The sequence below is a fragment of the Hansschlegelia beijingensis genome, assembly GCF_014196425.1.
GTDB lineage: Bacteria > Pseudomonadota > Alphaproteobacteria > Rhizobiales > Methylopilaceae > Methylopila > Methylopila beijingensis.
Window position 1 is genome coordinate 191190 of the sequence record NZ_JACIDR010000004.1, and the last position, 25102, is coordinate 216291.

The 25102-nt window shown below is 70.1% G+C and carries 22 protein-coding genes; 14 read left to right on the forward strand and 8 right to left on the reverse strand.

Annotation, left to right across the window (positions count from 1 at the left end):
- Window positions 1–46 precede the first annotated feature (46 nt).
- Window positions 47–1045: a substrate-binding domain-containing protein gene (locus GGR24_RS13445; RefSeq protein ID WP_183395886.1), complete on the forward strand. Its 999-nt coding sequence runs from the start codon at window positions 47–49 to the stop codon at window positions 1043–1045.
- On the opposite strand, the gene GGR24_RS13450 is transcribed toward GGR24_RS13445, so the two are convergent.
- The 4 genes from GGR24_RS13450 to GGR24_RS13465 are packed head-to-tail and all read right to left on the reverse strand — an operon-like array spanning window position 1027 to window position 5897.
- Window positions 1027–2280, reverse strand: coding sequence for a molybdopterin molybdotransferase MoeA (locus GGR24_RS13450; RefSeq protein ID WP_183395887.1), 1254 nt, complete (start codon window positions 2278–2280; stop codon window positions 1027–1029). The genes GGR24_RS13445 and GGR24_RS13450 overlap by 19 nt on opposite strands.
- Window positions 2264–2821 (reverse strand): molybdopterin-guanine dinucleotide biosynthesis protein B, encoded by a 558-nt coding sequence (gene mobB, locus GGR24_RS13455; protein WP_183395888.1) that lies wholly within the window; start codon window positions 2819–2821, stop codon window positions 2264–2266. The genes GGR24_RS13450 and mobB overlap by 17 nt, the downstream gene beginning before the upstream one ends.
- Window positions 2818–4779, reverse strand: coding sequence for a molybdopterin biosynthesis protein (locus tag GGR24_RS13460; RefSeq protein ID WP_183395889.1), 1962 nt, complete (start codon window positions 4777–4779; stop codon window positions 2818–2820). Before GGR24_RS13460 ends, mobB begins: the two co-directional genes overlap by 4 nt.
- Window positions 4780–4793: 14 nt before the next feature.
- Window positions 4794–5897: a molybdopterin-binding protein gene (locus GGR24_RS13465; protein ID WP_183395890.1), complete on the reverse strand. Its 1104-nt coding sequence runs from the start codon at window positions 5895–5897 to the stop codon at window positions 4794–4796.
- Between the two features lie 191 nt (window positions 5898–6088).
- Here GGR24_RS13465 and GGR24_RS13470 point away from each other — a divergent pair, with 191 nt between their 5' ends.
- Complete coding sequence (locus tag GGR24_RS13470; protein ID WP_183396023.1) at window positions 6089–7360, forward strand: c-type cytochrome; 1272 nt, start codon at window positions 6089–6091, stop codon at window positions 7358–7360.
- Here GGR24_RS13470 and GGR24_RS13475 read toward each other — a convergent pair.
- The gene (locus GGR24_RS13475; RefSeq protein WP_183396024.1) at window positions 7296–9359 is read right to left on the reverse strand and encodes a 4Fe-4S binding protein; all 2064 of its coding nucleotides are present in this window, start codon (window positions 9357–9359) and stop codon (window positions 7296–7298) included. The genes GGR24_RS13470 and GGR24_RS13475 overlap by 65 nt on opposite strands.
- A 194-nt stretch (window positions 9360–9553) precedes the next feature.
- Here GGR24_RS13475 and GGR24_RS13480 point away from each other — a divergent pair, with 194 nt between their 5' ends.
- From GGR24_RS13480 to GGR24_RS13535, 12 genes are all read left to right on the forward strand, one after another.
- Complete coding sequence (locus GGR24_RS13480) at window positions 9554–10291, forward strand: biotin/lipoate--protein ligase family protein (RefSeq protein WP_183395891.1); 738 nt, start codon at window positions 9554–9556, stop codon at window positions 10289–10291.
- Window positions 10288–10851 carry a DUF6505 family protein gene (locus GGR24_RS13485; RefSeq protein WP_183395892.1) on the forward strand — a complete coding sequence of 188 codons (564 nt, stop codon included), beginning with the start codon at window positions 10288–10290 and terminating at the stop codon, window positions 10849–10851. The genes GGR24_RS13480 and GGR24_RS13485 overlap by 4 nt, the downstream gene beginning before the upstream one ends.
- Window positions 10848–11858 carry a DUF6352 family protein gene (locus tag GGR24_RS13490; RefSeq protein ID WP_183395893.1) on the forward strand — a complete coding sequence of 337 codons (1011 nt, stop codon included), beginning with the start codon at window positions 10848–10850 and terminating at the stop codon, window positions 11856–11858. Before GGR24_RS13485 ends, GGR24_RS13490 begins: the two co-directional genes overlap by 4 nt.
- Window positions 11855–12391 (forward strand): DUF3305 domain-containing protein, encoded by a 537-nt coding sequence (locus GGR24_RS13495; RefSeq protein ID WP_183395894.1) that lies wholly within the window; start codon window positions 11855–11857, stop codon window positions 12389–12391. The genes GGR24_RS13490 and GGR24_RS13495 overlap by 4 nt, the downstream gene beginning before the upstream one ends.
- Complete coding sequence (locus GGR24_RS13500; protein ID WP_183395895.1) at window positions 12388–13107, forward strand: DUF3306 domain-containing protein; 720 nt, start codon at window positions 12388–12390, stop codon at window positions 13105–13107. Before GGR24_RS13495 ends, GGR24_RS13500 begins: the two co-directional genes overlap by 4 nt.
- A 111-nt stretch (window positions 13108–13218) precedes the next feature.
- On the forward strand, window positions 13219–13860 hold the full coding sequence (locus GGR24_RS13505; protein WP_428978229.1) for a TorD/DmsD family molecular chaperone: 642 nt from the start codon (window positions 13219–13221) through the stop codon (window positions 13858–13860).
- 73 nt (window positions 13861–13933) lie between these two features.
- Complete coding sequence (locus GGR24_RS13510) at window positions 13934–14185, forward strand: formate dehydrogenase (protein ID WP_183395896.1); 252 nt, start codon at window positions 13934–13936, stop codon at window positions 14183–14185.
- A gap of 7 nt (window positions 14186–14192) precedes the next feature.
- Window positions 14193–17135: a formate dehydrogenase subunit alpha gene (locus GGR24_RS13515; protein WP_183395897.1), complete on the forward strand. Its 2943-nt coding sequence runs from the start codon at window positions 14193–14195 to the stop codon at window positions 17133–17135.
- 13 nt (window positions 17136–17148) lie between these two features.
- Window positions 17149–17745: a formate dehydrogenase FDH3 subunit beta gene (gene fdh3B, locus GGR24_RS13520; protein ID WP_183395898.1), complete on the forward strand. Its 597-nt coding sequence runs from the start codon at window positions 17149–17151 to the stop codon at window positions 17743–17745.
- 59 nt (window positions 17746–17804) lie between these two features.
- Window positions 17805–18824: a formate dehydrogenase subunit gamma gene (locus GGR24_RS13525; RefSeq protein ID WP_183396026.1), complete on the forward strand. Its 1020-nt coding sequence runs from the start codon at window positions 17805–17807 to the stop codon at window positions 18822–18824.
- A gap of 48 nt (window positions 18825–18872) precedes the next feature.
- Window positions 18873–19112 carry a hypothetical protein gene (locus tag GGR24_RS13530; RefSeq protein ID WP_183395899.1) on the forward strand — a complete coding sequence of 80 codons (240 nt, stop codon included), beginning with the start codon at window positions 18873–18875 and terminating at the stop codon, window positions 19110–19112.
- A 61-nt stretch (window positions 19113–19173) separates the two neighbouring features.
- Window positions 19174–19740: a hypothetical protein gene (locus GGR24_RS13535; RefSeq protein WP_246398431.1), complete on the forward strand. Its 567-nt coding sequence runs from the start codon at window positions 19174–19176 to the stop codon at window positions 19738–19740.
- A gap of 142 nt (window positions 19741–19882) precedes the next feature.
- On the opposite strand, the gene fdhF is transcribed toward GGR24_RS13535, so the two are convergent.
- From fdhF to GGR24_RS13550, 3 genes are all read right to left on the reverse strand, one after another.
- Complete coding sequence (fdhF, locus tag GGR24_RS13540) at window positions 19883–22855, reverse strand: formate dehydrogenase subunit alpha (protein ID WP_183395901.1); 2973 nt, start codon at window positions 22853–22855, stop codon at window positions 19883–19885.
- Window positions 22856–22925: 70 nt separating this feature from the next.
- Window positions 22926–24644 carry an NAD(P)H-dependent oxidoreductase subunit E gene (locus tag GGR24_RS13545; RefSeq protein WP_183395902.1) on the reverse strand — a complete coding sequence of 573 codons (1719 nt, stop codon included), beginning with the start codon at window positions 24642–24644 and terminating at the stop codon, window positions 22926–22928.
- Window positions 24645–24707: 63 nt separating this feature from the next.
- Window positions 24708–25022 (reverse strand): hypothetical protein, encoded by a 315-nt coding sequence (locus GGR24_RS13550; protein WP_183395903.1) that lies wholly within the window; start codon window positions 25020–25022, stop codon window positions 24708–24710.
- Window positions 25023–25102 lie beyond the last annotated feature (80 nt).

Genomic DNA, 25102 nt, shown 5'->3' on the forward strand with positions numbered 1-25102 from the left:
CAATGATATGGACCGTTCAGCCTGATCAATAGGAAAGGGGGTGCATATGAACGTCCGCCTGCGCCTCGACGGCGATCTCCGCGCCGGCGGCGAGACGGTCCTGCTTGCGGCCACGCTCTCGCTGCTCGACGAACTGGATCGAACAGGCTCGCTTCAGGGCGCGGCGAAGCGGATGGGCGTCTCCTACCGCTCCGCCTGGGGACAGCTCGCCCGGCTGGAGACGTCGCTGGGCCGCGCCGTGGTGGTGAAGACCAAGGGGCATGGCAGCGCGCTGACCCCATTCGGCGCGGAGTTGCGGCGATCCCTTGCGGCCGCCTTTGACCGGATCGAACCTGTGCGGGCCGCGGAGGAGGCGGCCCTGAACGCCAGCCTCGCCGGGCTTTTCGGCTCCGCCGGGAGGCGCCTGCGCGTCTGCGGCAGCCACGATCCGCTGCTGCTCTCGGTCATCGAACGCGTGGCGGACGTCGAGTTCTCGGTCGCCGGCAGCATGGACGCTGTCGCGAAGCTCGCCGCCGGCGGGGCCGACGCCGCGGGCTTCCACTACGGCTCGGAAGGAGAGGCGCCGCCGCCGCTCGACGGCCTCTTCCGGGATCCGGACCTCACGGTGCGGCCTCTGTTCCGCCGGGAGCAGGGGCTGATGTTCGCGCGTGGAAATCCCCTCGGGCTCGAGGGCATCCCCGACCTCGTCGCGCGGCGGGCGCGCTTCGTGAACCGGCAACGGGGGGCCGGCACGCGCATCTGGTTCGAGCGGCTTTGCGCGGAGTGCGGGGTCGCGACGGAGGACATCGTGGGCTTCCACTCCGAGGAGTTCACCCATCAGGCGGTCGCGGCGCTCATCGCCTCCGGCGCAGCGGACTCAGGCATGGGCACGCGCGCGGCGGCCGAAGCCTTCGGCCTCGATTTCAAACCGCTCGGCTGGGAGATCTACTTCCTTGCGGCGCGCGCCTCGGTTCCGGCGGAACGGCTGGCGCCCCTGATCGAGGCCGCGCGTTCCGCCGCGCGCGAAACCGCCGGCTACGGCGAGCCTCACCACAGCAGCCCGTGAGGGTGGAAGGGGATCATGTCGCCTTCCGCCACGCGCGTGAGGTCGTCTGCAAGCTCCGCAAGGCCGTCGCTTTCGGTGAGCGAGGTCAGCACGCCGGCGCCGTCGCGCGGGAACTTGTGCGCTTCGGTGACGCCGTCGGGCCCTTGCGCGAGGCTGACGCGCACGAATTCGCGCCGGCCGGACTTCTTCCGGTACGGGAACGCGGCGCGCACCATTCTCGGCGGGAGCGGCTCGTGCAGGGCGCCGCCGAGCCGCGCCATCAGCGGGCGGACCACGAACAGCAGCGTGACATAGACCGCCACCGGATTGCCCGGCAGCCCGACGAACGCGGCCCCGCCGACCGCGCCCATGGCGAGCGGGCGGCCGGGCTTGATGCCGAGCCGCCAGAACACCAGCTGGCCGACCGCCTCGACGGCCGCCTTCACGTGATCCTCCTCGCCGGTCGAGACGCCGCCCGAAGTCAGGATCAGGTCGTGGTCGCGCGCCGCGCCCGCGATGCGCTCCGCCAGCGCGCCCGGATCGTCGCGCAGGACGCCGAGGTCGCTGACCTCCGCGCCGAGCCGCCGCAACAGCGCGCCGAGCATCACGCGGTTCGAATCGTACACGCCGCCGGGCGGCAGCGGCTCTCCCGGCGCGACCAGCTCGTCGCCGGTGGAGAACAGCGCCACCCGCAGACGCTTCCTCACGGGCAGGTCGGCGTGGCCGGTCGCGGCGGCGAGCGCGACGTCCTGCGGGCGCAGGCGGCGGCCGGCCGAGATCGCGATCGCGCCGGCGGCGATGTCCTCGCCTGCCGGGCGCATGTTGGCGCCGGGTGTCAGGCCCTGCGGAAGCGCGACATGGCTCCCTTCGAGCCGCACATCCTCCTGCATGAAGACCGTGTCCGCGCCCGGCGGCATCGGCGCGCCGGTGAAGATCCGGGCCGCGCCTTCGATCGCCGGGGCGGCGTCGCCCGAGATGCGAGCCGCGATCCGCGCCGTCACCGGCAGCAGCGTCTCGCCGTCCGCGGCGAGATCGGCGTAACGCACCGCATAGCCGTCGACCGCGGAATTCGCGAACCCCGGCACGTCGTTGCGGGCGAGGATGTCCTCGGCCGCGACCCGGCCGTCGGCGAGCGCGAGCGGGACGGTCTCCACGCCGGCCACCACCGGAAGCCGCTCGTGGATGAGCGCGAGGACTTCCTCGATCGTCATCAGCCTGCCGCCGAACGCGAAGCAATCGTCAGCGAGCTGCGCCATCCGGGCCTCCCGTCCGGAGCCGCGCCAGCGTCGCGTCGAGCGGCTCGGCGCTGGCGATCAGCAGGTCCGCGACCGCAGCCACGTCGTCCAGCGGGACGACCGGGACCGCCGCGTCCGCAAAAGGCTGGTCGCTCGCCACCCCGAGAATGCGCGGGTCGTCCGGATGCAGCGGCGGCCGCCCGTTCGCGGCGCGGAACACCTCGATCTTGGCGTGGACGTCGCGTTTGAAGCCCTCCACGATCACGAGATTGACCGCGCTCACTTTCTCGAGCAGCTCCGCCAGCGTCGCCTCGGCGCCGTCGCCGACCTCATGGATCTGCGCCCAGCGACGCGCCGAGGAGATGATCACCTCGCTGGCGCCGGCCTGCCGATGCAGGAAGGAGTCCTTGCCCGGCTGGTCGACGTCGAATGCGTGGTGGGCGTGCTTCAGCGTTGCGACGCGCAGGCCGCGGCGGACCAGCAAGGGGATCGCCTTGACCAGCAGCGTGGTCTTGCCCGCGCCGCTCCATCCGGCGAGCCCGATGACGCTCGGCCCGCTCATGAGCCCGCGGCCGGCGAGAAGCCAAGCGTCCTGAGCGTGGCCGCCGTTTCCGGATCCGAGAGTGTCTTCAGGAACGCGGCGAGCGCCTCGGACCGGGACCCGGCCGCATAGGCGAAGTCGTAATGCTCTTCGGTGAGCGGCAGGAAACCGAGCCCGTAGGCCTTCGCGACGCTCGAGATGGCGACCCCCCAGTCCGCGCGCCCCTGCGCGACAGCCGCCGCCACCGCGTTGTGCGAGCGCGGCTGGTTCCAGAAGCCGGGCGGCCTGGCGTCGCCGATGAGGCCGTCGATAAGCGCTCGGGTGCCGGACCCGGTGTTGCGGTTGACCATCACAACGCTCTCGTCCGTGACGGCCGCAGCCGCCGCCTCGGCCGCCGAACGACCTTCGAAGCGCTCGTCCCCCGGGCGGAACACGATCCCCTGCAGGCGCCGCCAGCCTTCCGCAAGCGCGAGGCCCTGGCCGAGGAAGGGCGCGTTGTAGCGGCCGGTCTCCGGATCGAGCAGGTGCATGGCCGCGAGATCGCATTCGCCGCGCTTCAGCGCCGCGAGCCCTCCGGCCGAACCGACCCAGATCGCCCGCGCCCGGACGCCGCGGTCGATCAAAAGTCCGATGACGCGGTCGAGCCCGACGCAGTGGCTGCCGATGATGGTGAGGTCCGGGGGCCGCACGCCGGCGCCGAGGCGGATGACCGAGACCGTCTCGCCGGCCTCGACGCCGGCGCGGTTGGCCGGGATGGAGAAGTAGCCGTCGGCCTGAGAGAAGGCCGTGACGGAACCGGACCCCTTCGGCAGGGGGAGGGCGACGAGCCCTTCGGGCGAATGGGCGAGCGACGCCATCACGAACTCGGTTCGGCCAAGCTCGGACGCAGTCCGCTGGGGCAGCGCGGCCTCGATCGCCTCTTCCTCGCGCGGCGGAAGCCCGGCCAACGCCCGCACCAGCGGCGCCACGAACTCATGGAAGGTGAACATCGCCGAGGTCGGGAAGCCGGGCAGCACGACGATCGGCTTGCCTCGGGAGACCGCGAGACAGAGCGGCTTTCCGGGCTTCAGCGCGACGCCGTGCACCAGCACGCCCGGCGCTCCGAGCCGGGACAGGATCCGATGCGAGACGTCGCCGGCGCCCTTCGAGGTGCCGCCGGACAGCACCACCAGATCGTGCGTCTCGATCGCGCGGGCGAGGGCGGCCTCGAGCGCCGCCTCGTCGTCCGGCACGATGCCGAGCAGGTTCGCCTCGCCGCCATTCTCCACGACGGACGCCGCGACGATCGCGCCGTTGGAATCGTAGATCGCGCCCGGGCGCAAAGCCGTTCCGGGAGCCACGAGCTCGTCTCCGGTGGAGAGCACCGCGACCTTGGGCCGTCGCACCACCTCGACCTGCGCCAGCCCGCAAGCGGCCAGCATGCCGATCTCGCGCGCCGTGATCAGCGTGCCCTTGCGCAGCACCGTCTCGCCCATCGCCATGTCGGCGCCGGCGTAGCCGATGAACTGGCCGGGGCGGGCCGCCTGGGTCAGATCGATCGTGAGCGCGTCCGGCTCGAGCTCGGTGTGCTCGACCATCGCGACCGCGTCCGCTCCCCGGGGGACAACGCCGCCGGTCGCGATCGGGGTCGCGGTCCCCGCCGAGACCGGAAGCGTCGGCGCGGTCCCGCAGGCGAGAATCTCATGGTTCAGACGAAGCCGCCGGGGCGCCGCCTGGCTCGCGCCCTCGGTGTCGCCGGCCCGGAGTGCGAAGCCGTCCACCAGCGCCCGGTCGAACGGCGGCACATCGATCGGAGACGCCAGGTCGGCCGCCAGCACGCGGCCGAGCGCCACCCCGAGCTCGACCTTTTCCGAGGGCAGGGCCTGATGGGGAATGGCGTCCCTGAACCGCTGGAGGGCCTCTTCGCGGCTGGCGACCGTCAGGAACTGCTCCTGACGGGACGCGGCCGCGAGACGGTCCAGAAAGGCGGCGTCCCTCACGGGATGATGCTCGTTCAAAGCGGCGTCACCTCGACTTCGGCGCGCTCTGGATAGCCTTCCCGATCGGGGTTGACCAGAACCGCGCCGTCGGCGCGCGAGAGCTGCGCGATCGGTAGCCCCGCGCCGCCGAGCGGCTCCACGCCGCCGTCCACGCGCCGCACGAACACCACCTCGGTCAAGCCGATCGTCGATGCGATCTTTCGCGTCAGCGGCGCGCGCTGTGTGGGGGGCGCGCCAGCGCCGGACAGAACGCCCAGGAGCGGGCGCAGGAGCGCGACGAACACCGCCAGCGCGGCCTCGGGCCGACCGGGCGACAGCAGCACGGGCCGTCCGGCCGCGGCGCCGAGGCCGGCGGTCTCGCCGGGCCTCAGAGCAAGCCCGTGCAGCATCAGATCGCCCGCCGCCCCGAGCGCTTCCGCGCTTCGGTCGGTGCGCCCCTCTCCGGTGCCGCCGACGACGAAGATCGCGTCCGCGCCGTCCGCTCCGATCGCCTTCGCGATCCGCTCGACGTCATCCGGCGCCGCGAGCGTCTCCACCGAGGCGCCCGCCGCCGCGCTCAGGGCCGCGATGGCGGCCGAGAGAGCGTCGCCGACGGCGGGGGCGGGAGCGCCGGTCATGATCAGGCGCAGGCGAGGCGCCCGGATCGCGATCGAGGTGACGCCCGCGGCCGCAAGCCCTGCATGGCGCATCGGCGTCAGGCGCTCTCCGGCCACGAGCAGCAGCGCGCCCGCGCGAACCTCCTCGCCGGCGTTGCGGACGCCGTCGAGGGCGGGGGCGTCCTCCATGATCTCGCGCCCGACGAGCGCTTCGGGCGGCAGCACCACGTCGGCGCCGGGAGGCAGCGGAGCTCCCGCTTCCACCCAGACGGGCGGCCGCCGCGGCGTCACCGGCGCGTAGGGAGAAGCGCCGGTGATCGACGCCGCATCGGCGGCCCAGCCGTCGCGCAACGCGGTGCGGCAGGCGGGGACGTCCACGGGCGCCAGCACGTCCGCGGCCGAGACGCGCCCGATGGCGGCGGCGGAGAGGACCTGCGTGGCCGCCACCGGTGACGCGAGGCCGGCCAGAAGCGCGAGCGCCTCGTCCAGCGGCGCCAGCGCGCGAGACGCCGCTCCGCTCATGCGCCGCGGGCGCTGGCCGGCGGAGCGGATCCGGCGGGGGACATCGATTTCATCGCAAACCGATGCGTCATGCCGGCGCGATGATCAAGGCCGGGACCGCGGCGCGCGCGGCCGGCCGGGATCGGCTATGATCGGGCCTGGACGCATCAGTGAGACGCGAGACCGTGCGAGCGACGCATGTGATCCTCTGGATGCTGGCCACGGCCCTCCTGCTTCTCGGCGGGCCGGCGCAGGCGCAGATGCGCGGCCATGGCGGCCCCGTGCGGGCGGTCGCGGTCTCGCCCGACGGGCGGATGGCGATCTCCGGCGGTTTCGACCAGACCGCGATCCTGTGGGATATCGAGGCCGGAGTCGCGCGCAAGGTGCTGCGCTTCCACGACGGCGCCGTGAATGCGGTCGCGGCGCTGCCGGACGGCCGTTTCGCCACCGCCTCCGAAGACGGACGCATCGCGCTCTGGACGAGCGCCGGAGGCGGGCCGGTTCAGGTCATCTCCGCCCACGAGGGGCCGATCGCCGGGCTGGCGGTCTCTCCTGACGGCGCCTTGCTCGCGTCCGCTTCGTGGGACGGGACGGCCAGAATCTGGCCCCTGGCCGGCGGCGGCGCTGGGCGCGTGATCGAGGAGCACAAGGGCCCGGTCAACGCGGTCGCCTTCCTGCCTGACGGGCGGGTGGTCACCGGAGGCCATGACGCCACGGTTCGGATCTGGCCGCTGGCGGGCGATACGGCGGCGCCCGTCACGGCGCAGCTTTCCTCTCCGGTGAACGCGCTCGCGATCGCGGCCGATGGCGAGGTCGCGGCCGCCGGCGCCGACTTCACCGTGCGGTTCCTGGCGCCGGACGGAGCGGTCCGGGCGGAGGTCGAGATCGCCCCGGCGCCTGTCATCGCGCTCGACATGTCGCCGGACGGGGCGAGGGTCGCGGCCGCGACCGCGGGGGGCGCGGTCGCCATCGTGGAGCGCGCGACCGGGCGCATCCTGAACAGGCTTGTGGGCCCCGGCCTGCCGGTCTGGTCGCTCGCCTGGCGACCGGGCGGCGCGGAGATCGTCACGGGCGGGAGCGATCGGCTGGTGCGGCGCTGGAGCGCCGAGACCGGCGCGCCCGTCGGTCCGATCGCCATGTCCCAGCTCGCCGATCCGCTCGCCGAGTACGCCGGCGATCGCGGCGCCGAGGTGTTCCGCGCCTGCGTCGCCTGCCACACGTTGAAGAGCAGCGAAGGCGAACGCGCCGGACCGACCCTGGCCGGCGTGTTCGGGCGACGGATCGCCACCGCGCCGGACTATCGCTATTCCGAGCCGTTGCGGAAGATGGACATCGTCTGGGACGCGCGCACCATCGCCGAACTCTTCGACGTCGGGCCCGCGCGCTACACGCCGGGCACCAAGATGCCGGAGCAGAGGATCACGAGCGCGGCGGATCGGGAAGCGCTGGTCCAGTTCCTCCAGAGGGCGACAGCGCCCCGTTGAGCGGCGCCTCCATGGCCGGCGCCGAGCGCTCGCGCAGATAGTCTTCCGTGGTCCGGGTGGGCGGCCGCTGCGGCGCGGAGTGCGGATCGAACTCCTCGTTCAAGGCGGCCTCGACGCGGCAGTCGTCGCACATCTTGAGAATGCGGATGCGGCGTTCGCCCTCGGCGCCCGCGAACATCCAGTGCCGGCCGTGGAGCTTCTCGATCACCCGCTCGATCGTGCTGCGCGTCCCGAAGGGCTTGGCGCAGACGACGCATTCGAAAGGCTCCTCCTCCTTCACCGCGCGCCGCGGAGCGGCCCACGCGTCGAAGTCGATCTGCGGCTTGAGGCTGATGACGTTCTCCGGGCAGGTGGCTGCGCACAGGCCGCACTGCACGCAGAGATCTTCCTTGAAGGTCAGCTGAGGCCGATCCTGGTTGTCCGAGAGGGCCTGGGTCGGGCAGGCCCCCACGCACGCCAGACAGAGCGTGCAGGCCTCGGTGCGGAACTCCAGGCCGCCGAACGGCGCGCCGGGCTCGAGCGGCACGAAGGCGACGGGCGCCGGCGCGACCGCATGCATCTGGCGGAGCGCGAACCGGAACGTCTCGCGCTTGCCGCCAAACGGCATGAAGGTCGCCGGATCGGGCGCCGGCGCGCCGCGCTCCGCGCTCGCCAGCGCTTCCGCGAGATGGTCGGGATCGTCGGCCGAGATGATCGAGACCGGGAGAGTTCCCTCCGGGCCGCCATAGCCTTGGGCGAGGGCGAGCGTGTTCGCGAGCGCGATCCCGCGCAGCAGGCTGTCGAGGTCGTGCCGGGGCCGCGCCCTTGTCAGGACGTGCGCCCCGACGGCGCCGTAGGCGAACAGCGCCGCGAACTGCTCGGGGCCGATCTGCGTGATCTCGTTCACCTCAACCGGCAGAACCTCCGCCGGCAGCCCTTCGCCGTAGCGCGCGAGCGCATGGATCAGCGGCTCGCCGTGGTCGCCGTCGTGGAACAGGACGACGGGCTGCTCGCCGCCGGCGGCGCGGTAGGCCAGCAGCAGCGCCCGCACCCGTCGCATCAGCGCGTCGGCCGGGGGGAGGGCGTAGCCGGCGGCGCCGGTCGGGCAGACGGAAGCGCAGTTCCCGCAGCCTGCGCAGACGTAAGGGTCGATCGCCACGGACTCGCCCGCGGGCGAGATCGCGCCGGTCGGGCATACGTCGAGGCAGCGCGTGCAGCCGGTGATCCTCGACCGCGAATGCGCGCAGATCCCGGCGTCGAGATCGACATAGCGCGGCTTGTCGAAGGTCCCGACGAGATGGGAGGCCTCCGCCACGACGCGCTCCACCGCCGCGGGATCGCGCGGGTCGGCCCGAAGGTAGCCGGCCCTGACCTCGTGGGCGGGAAACAGCGGCGTCTGGCCCGACAGGTCGAGGATCAGGTCGCAATGGGAGGTCGCCCCGTCGCGGGGCGCGCCGAACACCAGATGGTCGCGGGAGGAGGGCGCGGGCTGCGCGTAGTCGTCGACCTTGAGCTCGAATGCGCCGAGCCGGCCCTTCGCGTTCCGGATCACGCCGCGGAAGATCGGAAACTCGTAGCGCAGCGGCGGCGCGACCTCGCCTGGCCGGGCGAGCAGCACAGTGACGTCGAGATGGTCGGCGAGCCGCCTCGCGGCTTCCACCGCGCTCTCGTCGCGGCCGTAGACGAGCGCCACGCCTTCGCTTTCCAGGGACACCATCGTGGCCTGGGGCGGCGGCTCCGCCGCGGCCGCGAGCAGGCCGGCCATCTTCGGGCCCGCCCGGCGCGCGTCCGCCGACCAGCCGGCGTTTTCGCGGATGTTGACGTAGGCGATGCGCTGGTCGGCGCCGAGCTCGGCCGCGACCTCCTCGAACAGCGGCGCCTGCAGCGTGCACGAGACGGTGACCGGCGCCCCGCTCGCCGCGGCGTCGCGGAACCGGTCGAGTTCAAGGCCGCACAGCTGGTCGGCGGTTCTCAGCGTCCCGCCGCAGGCCGGGGCGATCGCCGCCTCGTCGAGCGGCATCGTCTTCTCGCAGGAGCAGGCGAATACGATACGGTCGGTCACGGAGCGTCAGCATCCCTGGGTCGACACACGCCCCTTCGCGGAGCGACAAGCCTCCCTTATAGTTTGAAGCGTTCGAAACTGCGATCCGATATCGGCATCAGGGGGCTGTGCGTGTCCGCAGTCTGCAACCGACCCCGACATGGCCGCTGCGCATGACCGTGCTTACGCCCAGCCGGACCGCCACGCGTCTCATGCTCCCGCCGGCCTTCTCGCAGGTCGAAGCCGCGCCGGGAGAGGCCGCCTTCGCCGCCGCGCGCCGCATGGCGGGCTCTGCGGGACCGGGCGCCTTCGTGGTGACAGACCGGCAGGACGTCATCGATTTCGCGGTGGTGCTGGCGCCGGACGAGCCGCTCGCGTCCGCCCGCCGGGCGCTGTTCGCCGGAATGCTGGCGCTCGCCGAGGCGGTCGCGTCGGCCGGTCCGGCGGAGATGCCGGTCGCGATCGGCTGGCCGGACACGCTGCTCTACGACCGCGCGCGGCTGGGCGGCGGCCGCCTGGGCTGGCCGCAGGATTGCGCGGAGGACGCCGCGCCGGACTGGCTGGTGTTCGGCGCCATGCTGATCGCCTCCAAGGCGCATGCGGGCGATCCCGGCCTGACCCCGGGCTCCACGTCGCTGGAGGAGGAGAGCTTCGGGCCGGGCGCACGCGAACTCATCCCCGAGAGCTTTGCGCGCCACCTCATGAAGGCCTTCGAGATCTGGAGCGAAGACGGATTCGAGGCGATGGCGGCGCGCTTCCTCGCCTACATGCCGGAGCCGGCGACAAGGCCGAGGCGGATCGATCTGAACGGCGACTGCCTCGTCGGCGCCGAAGGGGAGCGCCTTGCGTTCGCGCAGGCCCTGGACGCCGTGGCTTGGCTCGACCCAGCGACGGGAGCGGTGCGGCTGTGACTGCTCTCAGGCTCCCCCGCACCATCAGGTTCGATCCGTCCGACACCCTCGTGTTCGAGCGCGCGGCCGAGCCCGGCGAATGGGCCGTGCCCGGCTCTTTCCTGTTCTGGGACCAGGTTGTCCCCAACCTTGTAGGCAAGGCCAGGGCCGCCTTCCGCGCCGGCTTCGTCGGCGTGCGCTCGCTCGGCTTCTCGACGCTGGTTGTGATCGTCGAGGCGAGCGAGGCCGAGCGCGACGAGGCCATCGAGGATCTCGCGCGCCACATCCATGAACGTCTCGGCGCTCCCGATTTTGAGGCGGCGCGCGCCGCCGCCAGGGAAGAGATCGAGGTCGCGGTCTCGCTCTGCGGGCCCGAGATCGGAACCCTGATCGCCATGCATCGGACGTGGGAGGAGGGCGAGATCCGCGAATCGTTCAGAACCCTGCGCCGGCGCGCGCCGGGCGAGGACAGGCTTCACGGCGGCCTCCGGGCCTTCCGGCTCATCGAGGCCGACGACGAGGAGCAGCCGGAGGAGCATGTCGACCTGCTCGGGCTCCAGAGCGGGGAAGCAGGACGATGACCGAGTTCTGGGTGTCGAGCGGCCATCACCTCGTGCAGCGGACCGAAGGCGGCGGCCTCGCGGTCACCGACGAACTGATCCTCGCCTATCTGGCGCGCCCTGAACTGACGCCGCCTCCGGAGGCCTGCGCCGCCGAGCGCGCGCTCCACGCGGCGCTGCTGGACGCGCCGCGCCGGGGCGTGATCCCGCAGGAGATCGCTGCGATCGCTGACCCCGACGCGCGCGAGAACTGGGAGGTGATGCTCGCCTTCCGCGACCGGCTGCTTAGCGCCCGCTCCATCGAGGCCGCCTATCTCTCGCTCGTGCGGGACGGCCTGCAGGGCGTGCCGTCGCTGTTCGTCAACCAGCTCGTCCACCTGATCCTTCGGAACGCGCTCGACGGCTGCGAGGACCCGTATGTGCTGCGCGCCGCGGAGCTGTTCTTCCGGGAGCAGCGGGTGACGCGGCTCGAGGGGGCGGCGCTGCTTGCGGACGCCGAAGTGATCGGTGCGCGAGAAGGCGCCGCGCCGCTGTCGCCGCTGGTCGCCATGCTCGGGCAGGAAGCGGCGCACGAGCTCGACGTGCTGAACGACGACAACGCCTGGAGCTACTGGAGCCGATCCGACGCCTTCACCATGGCGCTCAACCTCGGCTCGAGCCCGAAAAGCCGCGCCGCCCTCGCCACGGTGATCGAGGTCTGGATCAGGCATCTGCTCAACGTGGAGGTCCGGGTCGCGCCGCTCGAGCGGCTTGAGGACCCGGACTGGCGCTGGTTCGTGGGCCTCGACGCTGAAGCGACCCGGATCGGCAACGCCCTCTGGCGAGGCGAGGAGATCACGGCGCAGGACCAGGAGCGGCTGATCGGGCTTCTGAGCCTGTCCTTCGCCGATACGCGAGACGTCGACGCCCGCGTTGGCGACCGGCCGCTCTCCCTGCTGCTGGCGATGACGCCGGAGAAGACCCTGCGGGTGAAGCCGCACAACCTGATCGTCGGCCTCCCGCTGGCGTCGAACAGGGAGGCCGCATGATGGAAGAACCGCGAATCCCGGCCCGATCCCTGCCGGAAAGCCACTTCGAGGTCGGAGTCATCGTCGCGCGCCGCCGTTTGAAGGGCCCGTGGGCGAGCCACGCCTGGCTCCCGATCGCCGTGCTGCCCGCCGCGCCGGCCGCCGCGCCCTGGACGAGGCTTTCCGAGGACGATGACGGCGAAACCTTCTTCGCCGGCGCCTACGACGTGTCGCTGCATCCTGCGGAGACCTCGCACTACCGCGACAACCTCGTCATGGATCCGCCGAAGCTCTGGATTCTCCTGCGAGAGGATGGCGAAGGCTGCTCGGTCGCGGCGGTCACCGCCGATCCCTACGAAGGGGAGGCCATGGCGGAGGGGAATGGCGAGGTGGTGGAGGCGGTGCCCATGCCTCGTGAGCTGCAGGCGAAGGTCATGGCCTTTGTCGAGGCCTTCCACGTCGAGCGCAGGTTCGAGAAACGGAAGCGCGACCGCGCTGACCCGGAGGCGCTGGCGCGCGGGGGGCTGGGCGGCCAGGGGAGGCGGGAGAGATGAGCGGCGATTTCCTCTCCCGCTGGTCACGGCGCAAGGCGGAGGCGGCCGCGCCCTCTCCGCCGAGCGACGCCGGTCCGGAGCCGCAGTCGATCGAGGCGCTCGGACAGGAGGCCTCGCCGCCTCCGGAGGCTCTGGTCGGCGAGGAGGCTGAGGCGCCTGTCGAACTCAGCGCCGAGGAGATCGCCGCGCTGCCGCCGGTCGAGGAGCTGACGCCCGGCAGCGACCTCGCTCCCTTCCTTCGCGCCGGCGTGCCGACCCTGCTGCGCAACGCGGCGCTCCGGCGGATGTGGGCCATCGATCCGGCCATCCGGGACTTCCTCAACGACGCCCGCGAATACGCCTATGACTGGAATACGCCCGGCGGCGTGCCGGGGCTCGGGCCATTGCTGCCCTCCGACGACGTAAGAGAGATGGTTCGCTGCGTCTTCGACGGTCAGGCCCGTCGAGCGAATGCGCGGCAGGACACCGCCGCCGGCGTTGAGGAGCCCGACGTCACCGGCCCTTCAGACGGGGCCGACCGGCCCCCGGAGCCTCTCCAGGAAGCGCCGCAGAGCCTCGGACACGCCCCGGCGCGGCTCGATGAAGCCGCGTCCGCCGCAGCCGTTCCGGACGGGCGGCTCGCGACGATTGAGGCGCGCCCGGCCGAGGCGCGGGATGCCGCAGGCGAGCCTGCTCCCGGGCGCTTCCGCCGCCATGGCGGCGCCACGCCAGCCTGACCATCACGGGCGATCCGAAATCGTGATTGCAGAAGTTTCGAACGCTTCTTATCATGCCTCAAAATAAGACCAAAAACTAAGCCTGATCAGAGGCTTTTGGGAGTGGACCTAGTGGCTGCGACCGAGTCGGACGCCCGGGGACCAAACGAGGCGGGGCCCGTCGCGCTGCCTTGCGGGCATGTCGACGACGTCGATCTGCTCCGCGCCCGGCACTACGACCTGCTCGCCGTTCTTTTGGGCCGCGCGCCGGATCAGCCCTTGCTGGACAGGCTGGCGCTCCTCTCCGGAGACGACAGCGCCTTGGGCCGGCTGACGGCGAACCTCGCCCGGGCCGCCGCCCAGACCGACGCTGCGGCGGTCGAGCGCGAGTTCTTCAACCTCTTCATCGGCGTCGGGCGCGGCGAACTGCTCCCCTACGCGTCATATTACCTGACCGGTTTTCTCAATGAGCGGCCGTTGGCGCGGGTCCGCGGCGACTTGGCCGCGCTCGCGATCGAGCGGCAGGAACGCGTGAGCGAGCCGGAAGACCACGTCGCGGTTCTGTTCGAGGCGATGGCGGGGCTCGCGGCCGGCCGCTTCGCTGCGCCGCCCGGCGAGGAACAAAGGTTCTTCGAGCGGAATTTACAATCTTGGGCCGGGCGTTTCCTGGCCGATCTCGAGGCGGCGAACGCCGCGCGTTTCTACCGCTCGGTGGGCGCTCTCGGCCGCGCTTTCCTCGAGATCGAGGCCGAAGCGTTCGCCATGAGTGCGTGAGGTCCCGGCGTCGCGGCTCGCGCCGCGGCGTCCCTGCAATCCGCGGATCTGCGCGGGCCTAGGAGGAATGAGGATGCGCCAGGACAGGAACCAAGGGCTTGGACGCCGGCAGTTCTTCCGCGCGCTGGGCGGCGGAGCGGTCGTGACGGCGACCGCAGCCGCTTCTCCGCTGACCGCCACCGACGCGCAGGCCTATGACCCCGGCAGCGACCAGCTCAGGTCGCTGTACAGAGTGACGGCGGACGTGAAGGCGTTCTACCGCACCAACGCTTACGAGACGCTGCCCGACAACGTGTTCGACCAGTTCATCGCGAAGCTCAAGTGAGGCGGCCATGCTGATCAAGCGCAAGAACGGGCAGGCGGGCGCCACGAGACTCCAGGCGGCCGCCGCCGGATTGGCGGCCGGCGCGGTCGACCGCCGCAGTTTCCTCCGCAGGTCGGGCCTCACGGCCGGCGCCCTCGCGGCGGCGGGTTCGATACAGCTCGGCGCGGTGCGCAAGGCGCAGGCGGCGGGCTCCTCCGCGGTGAGCCCGGAAGTCGTCGTCAAGAAGAACATCTGCACCCATTGCTCGGTGGGCTGCACCGTGACCGCCGAAGTCCTCAACGGCGTGTGGGTGGGCCAGGAGCCGTCCTGGAACAGTCCGATCAACCGCGGCACGCATTGCGCGAAGGGCGCGGCGATCCGCGAACTCGTCACCAGTGACCGGCGGCTGAAGTATCCGTTGAAGCTCGTCGGCGGCGAGTGGAAGCGCATCTCCTGGGAAGACGCGATCAACGAGATCGGCGACAAGCTCACCGCAGTCCGCGAGAAGAACGGCGCGGATTCCGTTTACTGGCTGGGCTCCGCCAAGTTCACCAATGAAGCCGCCTATCTGTTCCGCAAGTTCGGGGCGTTCTGGGGCACCAACTCGGTCGATCACCAGGCGCGCATCTGCCACTCGACGACGGTCGCCGGGGTTGCGAACACCTGGGGTTACGGCGCCCAGACCAACTCGTACAACGACATCCGCAACGCCAAGACCATGATCATCATGGGCGGGAACCCGGCGGAAGCGCATCCTATCTCGATGCAGCATATTCTGGCGGGCAAGGAGCTCAACCGCGCCAACATGATCGTCATCGACCCGCGGTTCACCCGGACGGCGGCGCACGCGACGGACTATGTGCGGATCCGCCCGGGCACGGACATCCCGGTGATGTGGGGCCTGCTCTGGCACATCTTCGAGAATGGCTGGGAGGACAAGGAGTTCATCCGCCAGCGCGTCTACGCGATGGAGGACGTCCGCAAGGAGGTCGCGAAATGGCCGCCTGACGAGGTCGAGCGCGTCTCGGGCGCGCCGGGCGCGCAGCTGAGGCGGATCGCCGAAATGTTCGCCAAGGAGAAGCCCGCGACGCTGATCTGGTGCATGGGCGCGACCCAGCACACCGTCGGGACCGCCAACGTTCGCGCCTTCTGCATGCTGTGCCTCGCGACCGGAAACGTCGGCAAGCCCGGCACCGGCGCGAACATCTTCCGCGGCCACACCAACGTGCAGGGCGCGACCGATCTCGGCCTCGACGTGACGACCCTGCCGCTCTACTACGGCCTCGTTGAAGGCGCCTGGCGGCACTGGGCGCGCGTCTGGGAAGTCGAGTACGAATGGCTCCAGTCGCGCTTCGACGAGGTTCCGGCGATAGCGGGCCGCAAGGCGCGCACCCGCAAGGAGAACATGGAGACGCCGGGGATCACCTCGACGCGGTGGTTCGACGGCGTGGACCTGCCCCCCGACCAGATCGACCAGAGGAGCCCGCTGCGGGCCATGGTGGTGTTCGGGCACGGCGGAAACACCGTGACGCGCATCCCCGAGGCCATTGAGGGGATGCGCAACCTCGAACTGCTGGTGGTCGCCGATCCGCACCCGACTACCTTCGCGGCGCTGAACGCGCGCCAGGACAACACCTATCTGCTGCCGATCTGCACCTCCCTCGAGATGAACGGCTCCCGCACCGCGTCGAACCGCTCGCTCCAGTGGGGCGAGCAGGTGGTGAAGCCCGCCTTCGAGTCGAAGAACGACTACGAAACGCTTTATCTGCTCGCGAAGAAGCTCGGTTTCGCCGAGTCGATGTTCAAGAACATCAAGGTCGAGAACAACGTGCCGTCCGCCGAGGACGTGCTTCGGGAGATCAACCGAGGCGGCTGGTCGACCGGATATTGCGGCCAGAGCCCCGAGCGCCTCAAGGCGCATATGAAGAACCAGAGCAAGTTCGACCTGGTGACGCTGAGGGCGCCGAAAGACGACCCCGAGGTCGGCGGCGACTACTATGGCCTGCCATGGCCGTGCTGGGGCAAGCCGGAGATCCGCCACCCCGGAACGGCCATCCTCTACAACACGAACCTGAACGTGCGGGAAGGCGGAGGCACCTTCCGGGCGCGCTTCGGCACCGAGCGCAAGGGCGTCACGCTGCTCGCGGAGGACAGCTACTCCAAGGGGTCCGACCTCACCGACGGGTACCCCGAGTTCACCATGGCGGTGTTCAAGAAGCTCGGTTGGGACAAGGATCTGACCCCCGAGGAGATGGCGGTGATCCAGAAGATCGGCGGCGACAAGATCGACGCGGTCAGCTGGGCGAACGACCTCTCGGGGGGCATCCAGCGGGTGTGCCTCGACCACGGCGTGTCGCCTTACGGCAACGGGAAGGCGCGCGCCAACGCCTGGAACCTGCCGGATCCCGTGCCGGTGCACCGCGAGCCGATCTACTCCCCGCGGCCCGACCTCGTGGCGAAATATCCGACGCGGCCCGACGAGCGACAGTTCCGCATGCCGAACATCGGATTCACCGTCCAGAAGGAGGTGGTCGAGCGAAACGTCGTGCGCGACTTCCCGCTCATCCTGACGTCCGGTCGGCTGGTGGAGTACGAGGGCGGGGGCGAGGAAACGCGCTCCAACCAGTGGCTCGCCGAGCTGCAGCAGGACATGTTCGTCGAGATCAACCCCGCAGACGCCAGCGCGCGGGGCATCAGGGACGGCCAGTTCGTCTGGGTCGACGGCCCGGAGGCGAAGGCAAAGGTGAAGGTGAAGGCGATGATCACCGAGCGGGTCGGCAAGGGCACGGTGTTCATGCCCTTCCACTTCTCCGGCTGGTACGAGGGCGAGGACATGCGCCGCTTCTACCCGAAGGGCGCGGATCCCGTGGTGCTCGGCGAGAGCGTCAACACCATCACCACCTACGGCTACGATCCGGTGACGGCCATGCAGGAGCCGAAGGCGACCCTGTGCCAGATCCGTACGGCGTGAGGAGCGACGCGCTATGGCCCGGATGAAGTTCCTCTGCGACGCGGACCGCTGCATCGAATGCAACGCCTGCGTCACCGCCTGCAAGAACGAGCACGAAGTGCCGTGGGGCATCAACCGGCGTCGCGTCGTGACGCTGAACGACGGCAGGCCCGGCGAGCGATCGGTGTCGATGGCCTGCATGCACTGCACCGACGCGCCCTGCGCGGCGGTCTGTCCGGTGAACTGCTTCTACACCACGGCCGACGCGGTGGTGCTGCACTCGAAGGATATCTGCATCGGCTGCGGTTACTGCTTCTACGCGTGCCCGTTCGGGGCGCCGCAATATCCGCGGATCGGCAATTTCGGCTCGCGCGGCAAGATGGACAAGTGCACCTACTGCACCGGCGGGCCGGAGCCCGATTTCTCGGTGGCCGAGTATGAGAAGTACGGCTCGAACCGCCTCGCGGAGGGCAAGCTGCCGCTCTGCGCCGAGATGTGCTCGACCAAGTCGCTGCTGGCGGGCGACGGCGAGATGATCGCCGCGATCTACAAGCAGCGGGTGATCAAGCGGGGCTACGGCTCAGGCGCCTGGGGCTGGAAAACGGCTTACCGCGAGACGGTGACGATCTGAACCGCGACCCGGGCGCCCGCGCCCGCGCGACCATGAAGACGCGTTCGGGAGGACTGCCGATGCGCTCAGGGCTGAAGCTTCTCAGCACACTCCTCGTCGCCGTGACGCTCGTGGCCGGACCGGTCGCGGTTGGCGTGGCCTTGGCCCAGGAGCCGATGCAGGCCGGGCAGAACCCGACGGGCCAGGACCCGACGGCGGACGCCGTCAACGAGGAACTTCTTTTCAAGCACGAATCCACGATCCGAGGCGTCGTCAGCATTCCGGACAAGAGAGCCGGGAACCTGATCCAGCCTCAGGGACGCGAATATCGCGCGTTCCATGAGCGATGGCTGCCCTGGATCGCCGCCGTGGTCATCCTCGGCATGATAGTCGTGCTGGCCGCCTTCCTTCTGATCAAGGGGCGGATGAAATCGCCGCGGAGCGCGGAGAAGATCAAGCGCTACAACGTGCTCGAGCGCTTCACGCACTGGATGACGGCGGCCTGCTTCATCGTCCTCGCCCTGTCAGGACTGAACTACATCTTCGGCAAGCGCCTGCTGATGCCGCTGATAGGTCCCGACGCGTTCGGGACGGCTTCACAGCTCGCCAAATATTCCCATGTCTATCTGGCGTGGCCCTTCATGCTCGGCATCCTGCTCATGCTGGCCTTGTGGGTGAAGGACAACATTCCGAACCGCGTCGATTGGGCGTGGCTGAAGGCGGGCGGCGGCGTGCTCGGCGGCCACGCTCACGCCGGGCGGTTCAACGCCGGCCAGAAGGTCATCTTCTGGATGGTGATCGGGTTTGGCCTGGCTATGGGATTCACAGGCATCGCGTTGCTGTTCCCGTTCACGCTGGCAGGCATTCACGGCATGCAGTTGATGCAGGTCGTGCACGCCTCGATCGGAGCGCTGTTCATCGCCGGGATCATTCTGCACATCTACACCGGCACGGTCGGCATCGAGGGTTCCTTCGCGGCCATGGGCAAGGGCGAGGTGGATCTCGCCTGGGCGCGGGCCCATCACGATCTGTGGGTCGAGGAGCAGCAGGCGAAAGCCGCCGGCGGCGCCCATCTGGGTCATCCGCAGCCTGCGGAGTAGGCGGAACGCGATGCAGGCCAGTCGCCGCGTCGGGGATCGGAGAGAGCAATGAAGCCGTTTGTTGTTGCGGTCGTCGCCGCCGTCGCGATCGCTCTTGGCGCGAGCGTCCTGCTCGGCGCGGTCCAGGAACTCGCCTACCAGAAGTTCCAGACGTCGGCGGTGCGGCTCTCCTCGCCAGGAACAAACCTGGTCGGCCTCAAGTGGAACGGCGACCCGACGCCCGCCGACATCACGGAGATGACGAGAGACAAGGCCGAGGAAGAACGTCTGGACGCCAAGGGGTCCTGAAGAGCTCAGGGCTTCGTCACGCAGCCGCCGGAAGGGGCAGATCTGAGGACCTGATATGACAATGCGTCTTCCAGCCCTCGCCTTCGTCGCGGTCGCCTTCGTGGCGGCCCCGGCAGTGGCGCAGGAGCCTGCCGCCGCCCCCGCGCCAAGCGGGCAGCCGGCGAATCTATGCCAGGAGCTGCTCGCCTTCGTGAAGCCTCCTGTCCCAACGGACCAGCCGGCCACGACGCCCGTCGCCCCGCAGCAGCAGGTCGCGGTGTCCGCCCCGACCAACAAAGGCGAGCAGAAGCCTGGCGGGGCCGCGGGCGCCGTGCAGCAGAATTCCGGGCTCAGCGGCCCCATAAGCAACGATTCCACCGCCGCGGGCGGCGAGTCCGCGAAGCCCGCGGCGAGCGGACGCGGCGCGGCCAACGCGGCCGCCAAGGCGCCGGCGCCGGCCGCAGCGACGCCGGCGCCTCCAACCAAGCCCAGTCCGGAAGCCGTCGCCCAGGCCGAGGCCGCGGTCGCAACCAATGATCCCGCAGCCTGCCGGGCGTCGGTTCAGAGCATGCGTCGCGCAGGCGTGACCATGCCGAGCACCCTGCTGGCTCTCGGCGCGCTCGATCTGAAGTTCTTCGCGGCCCGCTGAGGCGCGGTTTCGGGTTTGCGTCATCGGCCGCCGGCGAAGCCGCCAGACCAAGAGGCGGCCTCGCCGGCGGCCCTTTCCGCAGACAAAAGAAAGGCGGGACGCCCGGGAGGCTCCCGCCTTTTTTCTCGTATGGAGGGCGCCCTTACTCGGCGGCCATCACGGCCGGCTCCACAGGCGTCACCCGGGCCGCGCAGAACTTGAACTCCGGGATCTTGCCCATCGGGTCAAGAGCCGGGTTCGTCAGCAGATTGGCCGCGGCCTCCGCGTAGCAGAACGGCATGAACACCATGCCGATCGGGACGTCGCGGTCGGAGCGCACCTTGAGCTCCACCGCGCCGCGGCGGGTTTCGAGACGCATCGTCTGGCCGGGCTCGAGGCCGAGGCGATAGAGCTCCTTCGGCGCCATGAAGGCGACGGCCTCCGGCTCCAGCGCGTCGAGCACGCCGGCGCGGCGCGTCATCGAGCCGGTGTGCCAGTGCTCCAGCACGCGGCCCGTGGACAGCACCATCGGGAACTCGGCGTCCGGCACCTCATCCGGGGGCACGATGTGCGCCGGAACGATCTTCGCGCGCCCGCTCTCCGTCGGGAAGCCGGCGTAGAAGATGATTTCGTTGCCGGGCTCGTCCGGGCTGTCAACCGGATAGGTGACCGCGCCTTCGCGCTCCAGCCGCTCCCAGGTGATGTTGTTGAGCGACGGCATGACCTGCGCCATCTCGGCGAAGATGTCGGCCGGGCCCGTGTAGTTCCAGTCGAGCCCGAGCCGCCTGGCGAGCTCCTGGATGATCCACCAGTCCTGCCGGGCGTCGCCGGGCGGCGAGATCACCGGCCGGGCGAGCTGCACGCGCCGGTCGGTGTTGGTGAAGCTGCCGGCCTTCTCGGCGAAGGCGGAGGCGGGCAGCACCACGTCGGCGTGGAACGCCGTCTCGGTCAGGAACAGGTCCTGCACGACGAGATGGTCGAGCATCGCGAGCGCGTGCCGGGCATGGTTGAGGTCCGGGTCCGACATCGCCGGGTTCTCGCCCTCGACGAACATGCCCTTGATCTCGCCGGCGTGGATCGCCCTCATGATCTCGACAACGGTCAGGCCCTTCTGCGGGTCGAGCTTCTGGCCCCAGAACTCCTCGAACAGTTCGCGGACGGCCGCCTTCTCCACATTCTGATAGTCCGGATAGACCATCGGGATCAGGCCGGCGTCGGAAGCGCCCTGCACGTTGTTCTGGCCGCGGAGCGGATGAAGCCCCGTGCCCGGCCGGCCGATCTGACCGGTCGTGAGCGCCAGGGCGATCAGGCAGCGCGAATTGTCGGTGCCGTGCACGTGCTGGCTGACGCCCATGCCCCAGAAGATGATCGAGGCGCGGGAGCGAGCGTAGAGGCGGGCGACCTCGCGCAGGGTCTCGGCGTCGATTCCGCAGACGCTCGCCATCTTCTCGGGCGTGAAGTCGACGATCTTCGCCTTCAGCTCCTCGAAGTTCTCGGTGTAGCCGGCGATGTACTGCTCGTCGTAGAGCTTCTCCGTCACGATGACGTTGAGCATCGCGTTGAGCATCGCGACGTCGGAGCCCGGCCGGAACGCCAGATGCTTGTAGGCGTGGCGGGACAGGGCCTGGCGGCGCGGATCCATCACGATCAGCTTGGCGCCGCGCTCCTTCACCGCGTTCTTGATGAAGGTCGCCGCGACCGGGTGGTTCACCGTCGGATTGGCGCCGATGATGATGATCACCTCGGCGTCGAGCGCCGCCGCGAAAGGCGCCGAGACGGCGCCGGAGTTGAGCCCCTCCATCAGGGCCGCGACCGAGGAGGCGTGGCAGAGGCGCGTGCAATGGTCGACATTGTTCGAGCCGAAGCCGAGCCGCACCAGCTTCTGGAACAGGTAGGCCTCTTCGTTCGAGCCCTTGGCCGAACCGAAGCCCGCGAGCGCCTTCGCGCCGTCACGATCGCGGATCGCTTTCAGGCCGCCGGCGGCGCGGTCGAGCGCCTCCTCCCAGGTCGCCTCACGGAAGTGCGTCCACGGGTTCGCGGGATCGACCTCGTCGTTGGCGTCCTTCGGCACGTTGTCGAGCCGGATCAGCGGCGCGGTCAGCCGGTGCGGATGGTGGATGTAGTCGAAGCCGAAGCGCCCCTTCACGCAGAGGCGGTTGAGGTTCGCGGGACCTTCGCGGCCCTCCGCGTAGATGATCTTCTCGTCCTTGACCTTGTACGAGACCTGGCAGCCGACGCCGCAATAGGGGCAGAGCGAGTCGACCTCGCGGTCGGGATAGACGGTGCGGGTCTGGTCGGCGTCCAGATAGGCGGACGGCATGAGGGCGCCGGTCGGGCACGCCTGCACGCATTCGCCGCAGGCGACGCAGGTCGAGCCGCCCATCGGATCATCGAAGTCGAACACCACCTTGGTGCCGGCCGACCGGTAGGCCATGCCGATGACGTCGTTGACCTGGACCTCGCGGCACGCGCGGACGCAGAGATTGCACTGGATGCATGCGTCGAGATTGACGCTCATCGCCGGGTGGCTGATGTCGCTCGACCACCGCTCGGCGGTCGGGAAGCGGCTCTGATCGACCTGCACGAAGTCGGCCTGCGCCCAGAAGTGCGAGGTCGGGTCGTGGGAGGTCTCGCGCTCGGGCTGATCGGCGACAAGGAGTTCGATCACCATGGCCCGGGCCTTGGTGGCGCGGTCGGTGGCGGTCTTCACCTTCATGCCGACGCCGGGGGTCCGCTTGCAGGAGGCCGCGAGGACGCGCTCGCCTTCGATCTCCACCATGCAGGCGCGGCAATTGCCGTCGGGCCGATAGCCCGGCTCCGGCTTGTGGCAGAGGTGCGGGATGTGCGTGCCGAGGCGCTTCGCCACGGACCAGATGGTCTCGCCCGGTCGCGCCTCGACCTGCTGCCCGTCGAGCTCGAAGACAACGCCGGGAGCGGCCGCGTCCTTCTTGATGCCGTCGAGGCCGCTGGGTCCGGGCGACGCCTGGCCGCCCGACTTGGCGCCTACCGAATAGGTCCCGCCGGCGCCCGGACGATCGCCCGAGGCCTGGCCGCCGGCGTCCTGCACGCCGGGGGCGCGGAACTCCGCCTTGGGCGAACCGACTTCGTCGCTGCTCTTATGGCTGTCGTCGTTCATGATTCCGCTCCAACACCTGGCGTCGGAAATAGGTCAGAGCCGCGAGACGCGGCGTTGTCGGCTTGTCCGTTCACTCGGCCGCGATCGACCGGGGCGCCGGGAACAGGTCCGGGAAGAACCGGATCACGCTCGTCAGCGGATTCGAGGCCGCCTGGCCCAACCCGCAGATGGAGGCGTCCCGCATGCATTGCGACAGCTCGCCCAGCAGCTCCGTGTCCCAGACGCCCTGCTCCATCAGCATCCGCGCCTTCTGCGTGCCCGAGCGGCATGGCGTGCACTGACCGCAGGACTCGTCCTCGAAGAAACGCATCAGGTTCAAAGCGGCTCCACGGACGTCGTCCTGATCCGAAAGAACCACCACGGCCGCCGATCCGATGAAGCACCCGTATTTTTCGAGCGTGCCGAAATCGAGCGGGATGTCGTTCATCGAAGCCGGCAGGATGCCGCCCGAGGCCCCGCCCGGAAGATAGGCGGCGAAGACGTGGCCGTCCGCCATGCCGCCGCAATACTCGTCGATCAGCTCCTGGATCGTGAGCCCCGAGGGCGCGAGCTTGACGCCCGGCTCCTTCACGCGGCCGGAGACCGAATAGGAGCGCAGACCCACGCGGTCGTTGCGGCCATGGCTCTTCCACCACTCCGCGCCGCGCTCGATCAGGTCGCGGACCCAGAACAGCGTCTCGATGTTGTTGATGAGGGTCGGGCGGCCGAACAGGCCGACCTGGAACGGGAAGGGCGGCTTGTGGCGCGGCAGCCCGCGCTTGCCCTCGAGCGACTCGATCAGCGAGGACTCTTCCCCGCAGATATAGGCCCCGGCGCCGCGGCGCAGATGGATGACCGGCCCGCCGGCGGGGAGCTTCGCGATCTCGCGCGTCAGGATCTCGCGCGAGATCGGGTACTCGTCGCGAAGGTAGATGTAGACGTCGGTCGCCTCGACCACATGCGCGCCGATCAGCGTGCCTTCGAGGAACCGGTGCGGATCGGTGTTCAGGTAGAGCTGGTCCTTGAAGGTGCCGGGCTCGCCCTCGTCGCCGTTCACAGCCATCAGACGCGGCCCGGGCTCGCCGCGCACCGACCGCCATTTGCGGCCGGTCGGGAAGCCCGCTCCGCCGAGACCGCGCAGCCCGCCGTCGTCCAGAACCTTGAGGACGTCGTCGACCGAAAGCTCACCGCTCCGCAGCCGGCTAAGGGTCGCGTAGCCGCCGTCACGCACATAGGCGTCGTAGTCGACATAGTCCGGAATATGCGCGTGCGTGTCGCCTGCGGCCACCGCGGCCGCGACGCTCTCGGGCGTCGCGCGGTGCAGGAAATTGTGGCCCACTTCCACCGCGGGGGCGTGGTCGCACAGGCCCACGCACGGCGCGCGCACCACCCGCACGTCGCCCTTGAGCTCAGCCTGCAGCGTCTCCAGCAGCTTCTCGGCGCCGAACATCGCGCAGGTGATGCTGTCGCAGACCCGCACGGTCAGCTGCGGGATGTCGGCCTCGCCCTCGCGAACGACGTCGAAATGGGCGTAGAAGGTCGCAGTCTCATAGACTTCGGCGAAGGCGAGCCGCATCTCGTCGGCCAGCGCCGCCAGATGCGCCGCGCTGATCTGGCCATAGGTGTCCTGGATCAGATGAAGGTGCTCGATGAGCAGGTCGCGCTGGCGCGAACGGTCGCCGAGCAGCGACTCGATCTCGACCTTGGCGCGCGGTTCGACCTGACGCCCCTTCGGCACCGGACGAGCGGCGTTTCTGCCACGGCCGGGATGCGAGAAACGTTGGACGTTCTGATCGTTAGCCTGACTCATCGCATATTCGCTGGTTCTAGAGACGCACGGTTCTAGCGGACTCGCGGGCCCGGTCGTAGGGAATTATTGGCCGCCGAACGCTCTCAGGGGCCGATCGGCCTCGGAGCGATGCTTCATGATCGCGACGCCGGCCTGCTCGTCGAGGCTCTCGACCCGCGGGCCCACCACGGAGCGCAGGGCCACCTCGAACGCGTCAAGCGCTTCGTTTGCCCGCTCCGCCTGGTCATGAGCCGCTTGGTCGGCGGCGCCGGAGAGCGCCTGAGTCAGCTCTTCGCGGACCTGCGCGACGAGTTGCTCAGTCAATGGCGGACGCGCTTCTGCAGCGTACGCCTCGCAGATGACGGCCGGCCAATCTACCGAAGTTCGCGGATCGCCCATCAGGAGCGGTTCTCCAAACATCACCACACAGACCCAGGGTCACCGACCACGCTGCTAAGCGCCGCAGAATCGTGCTCCGG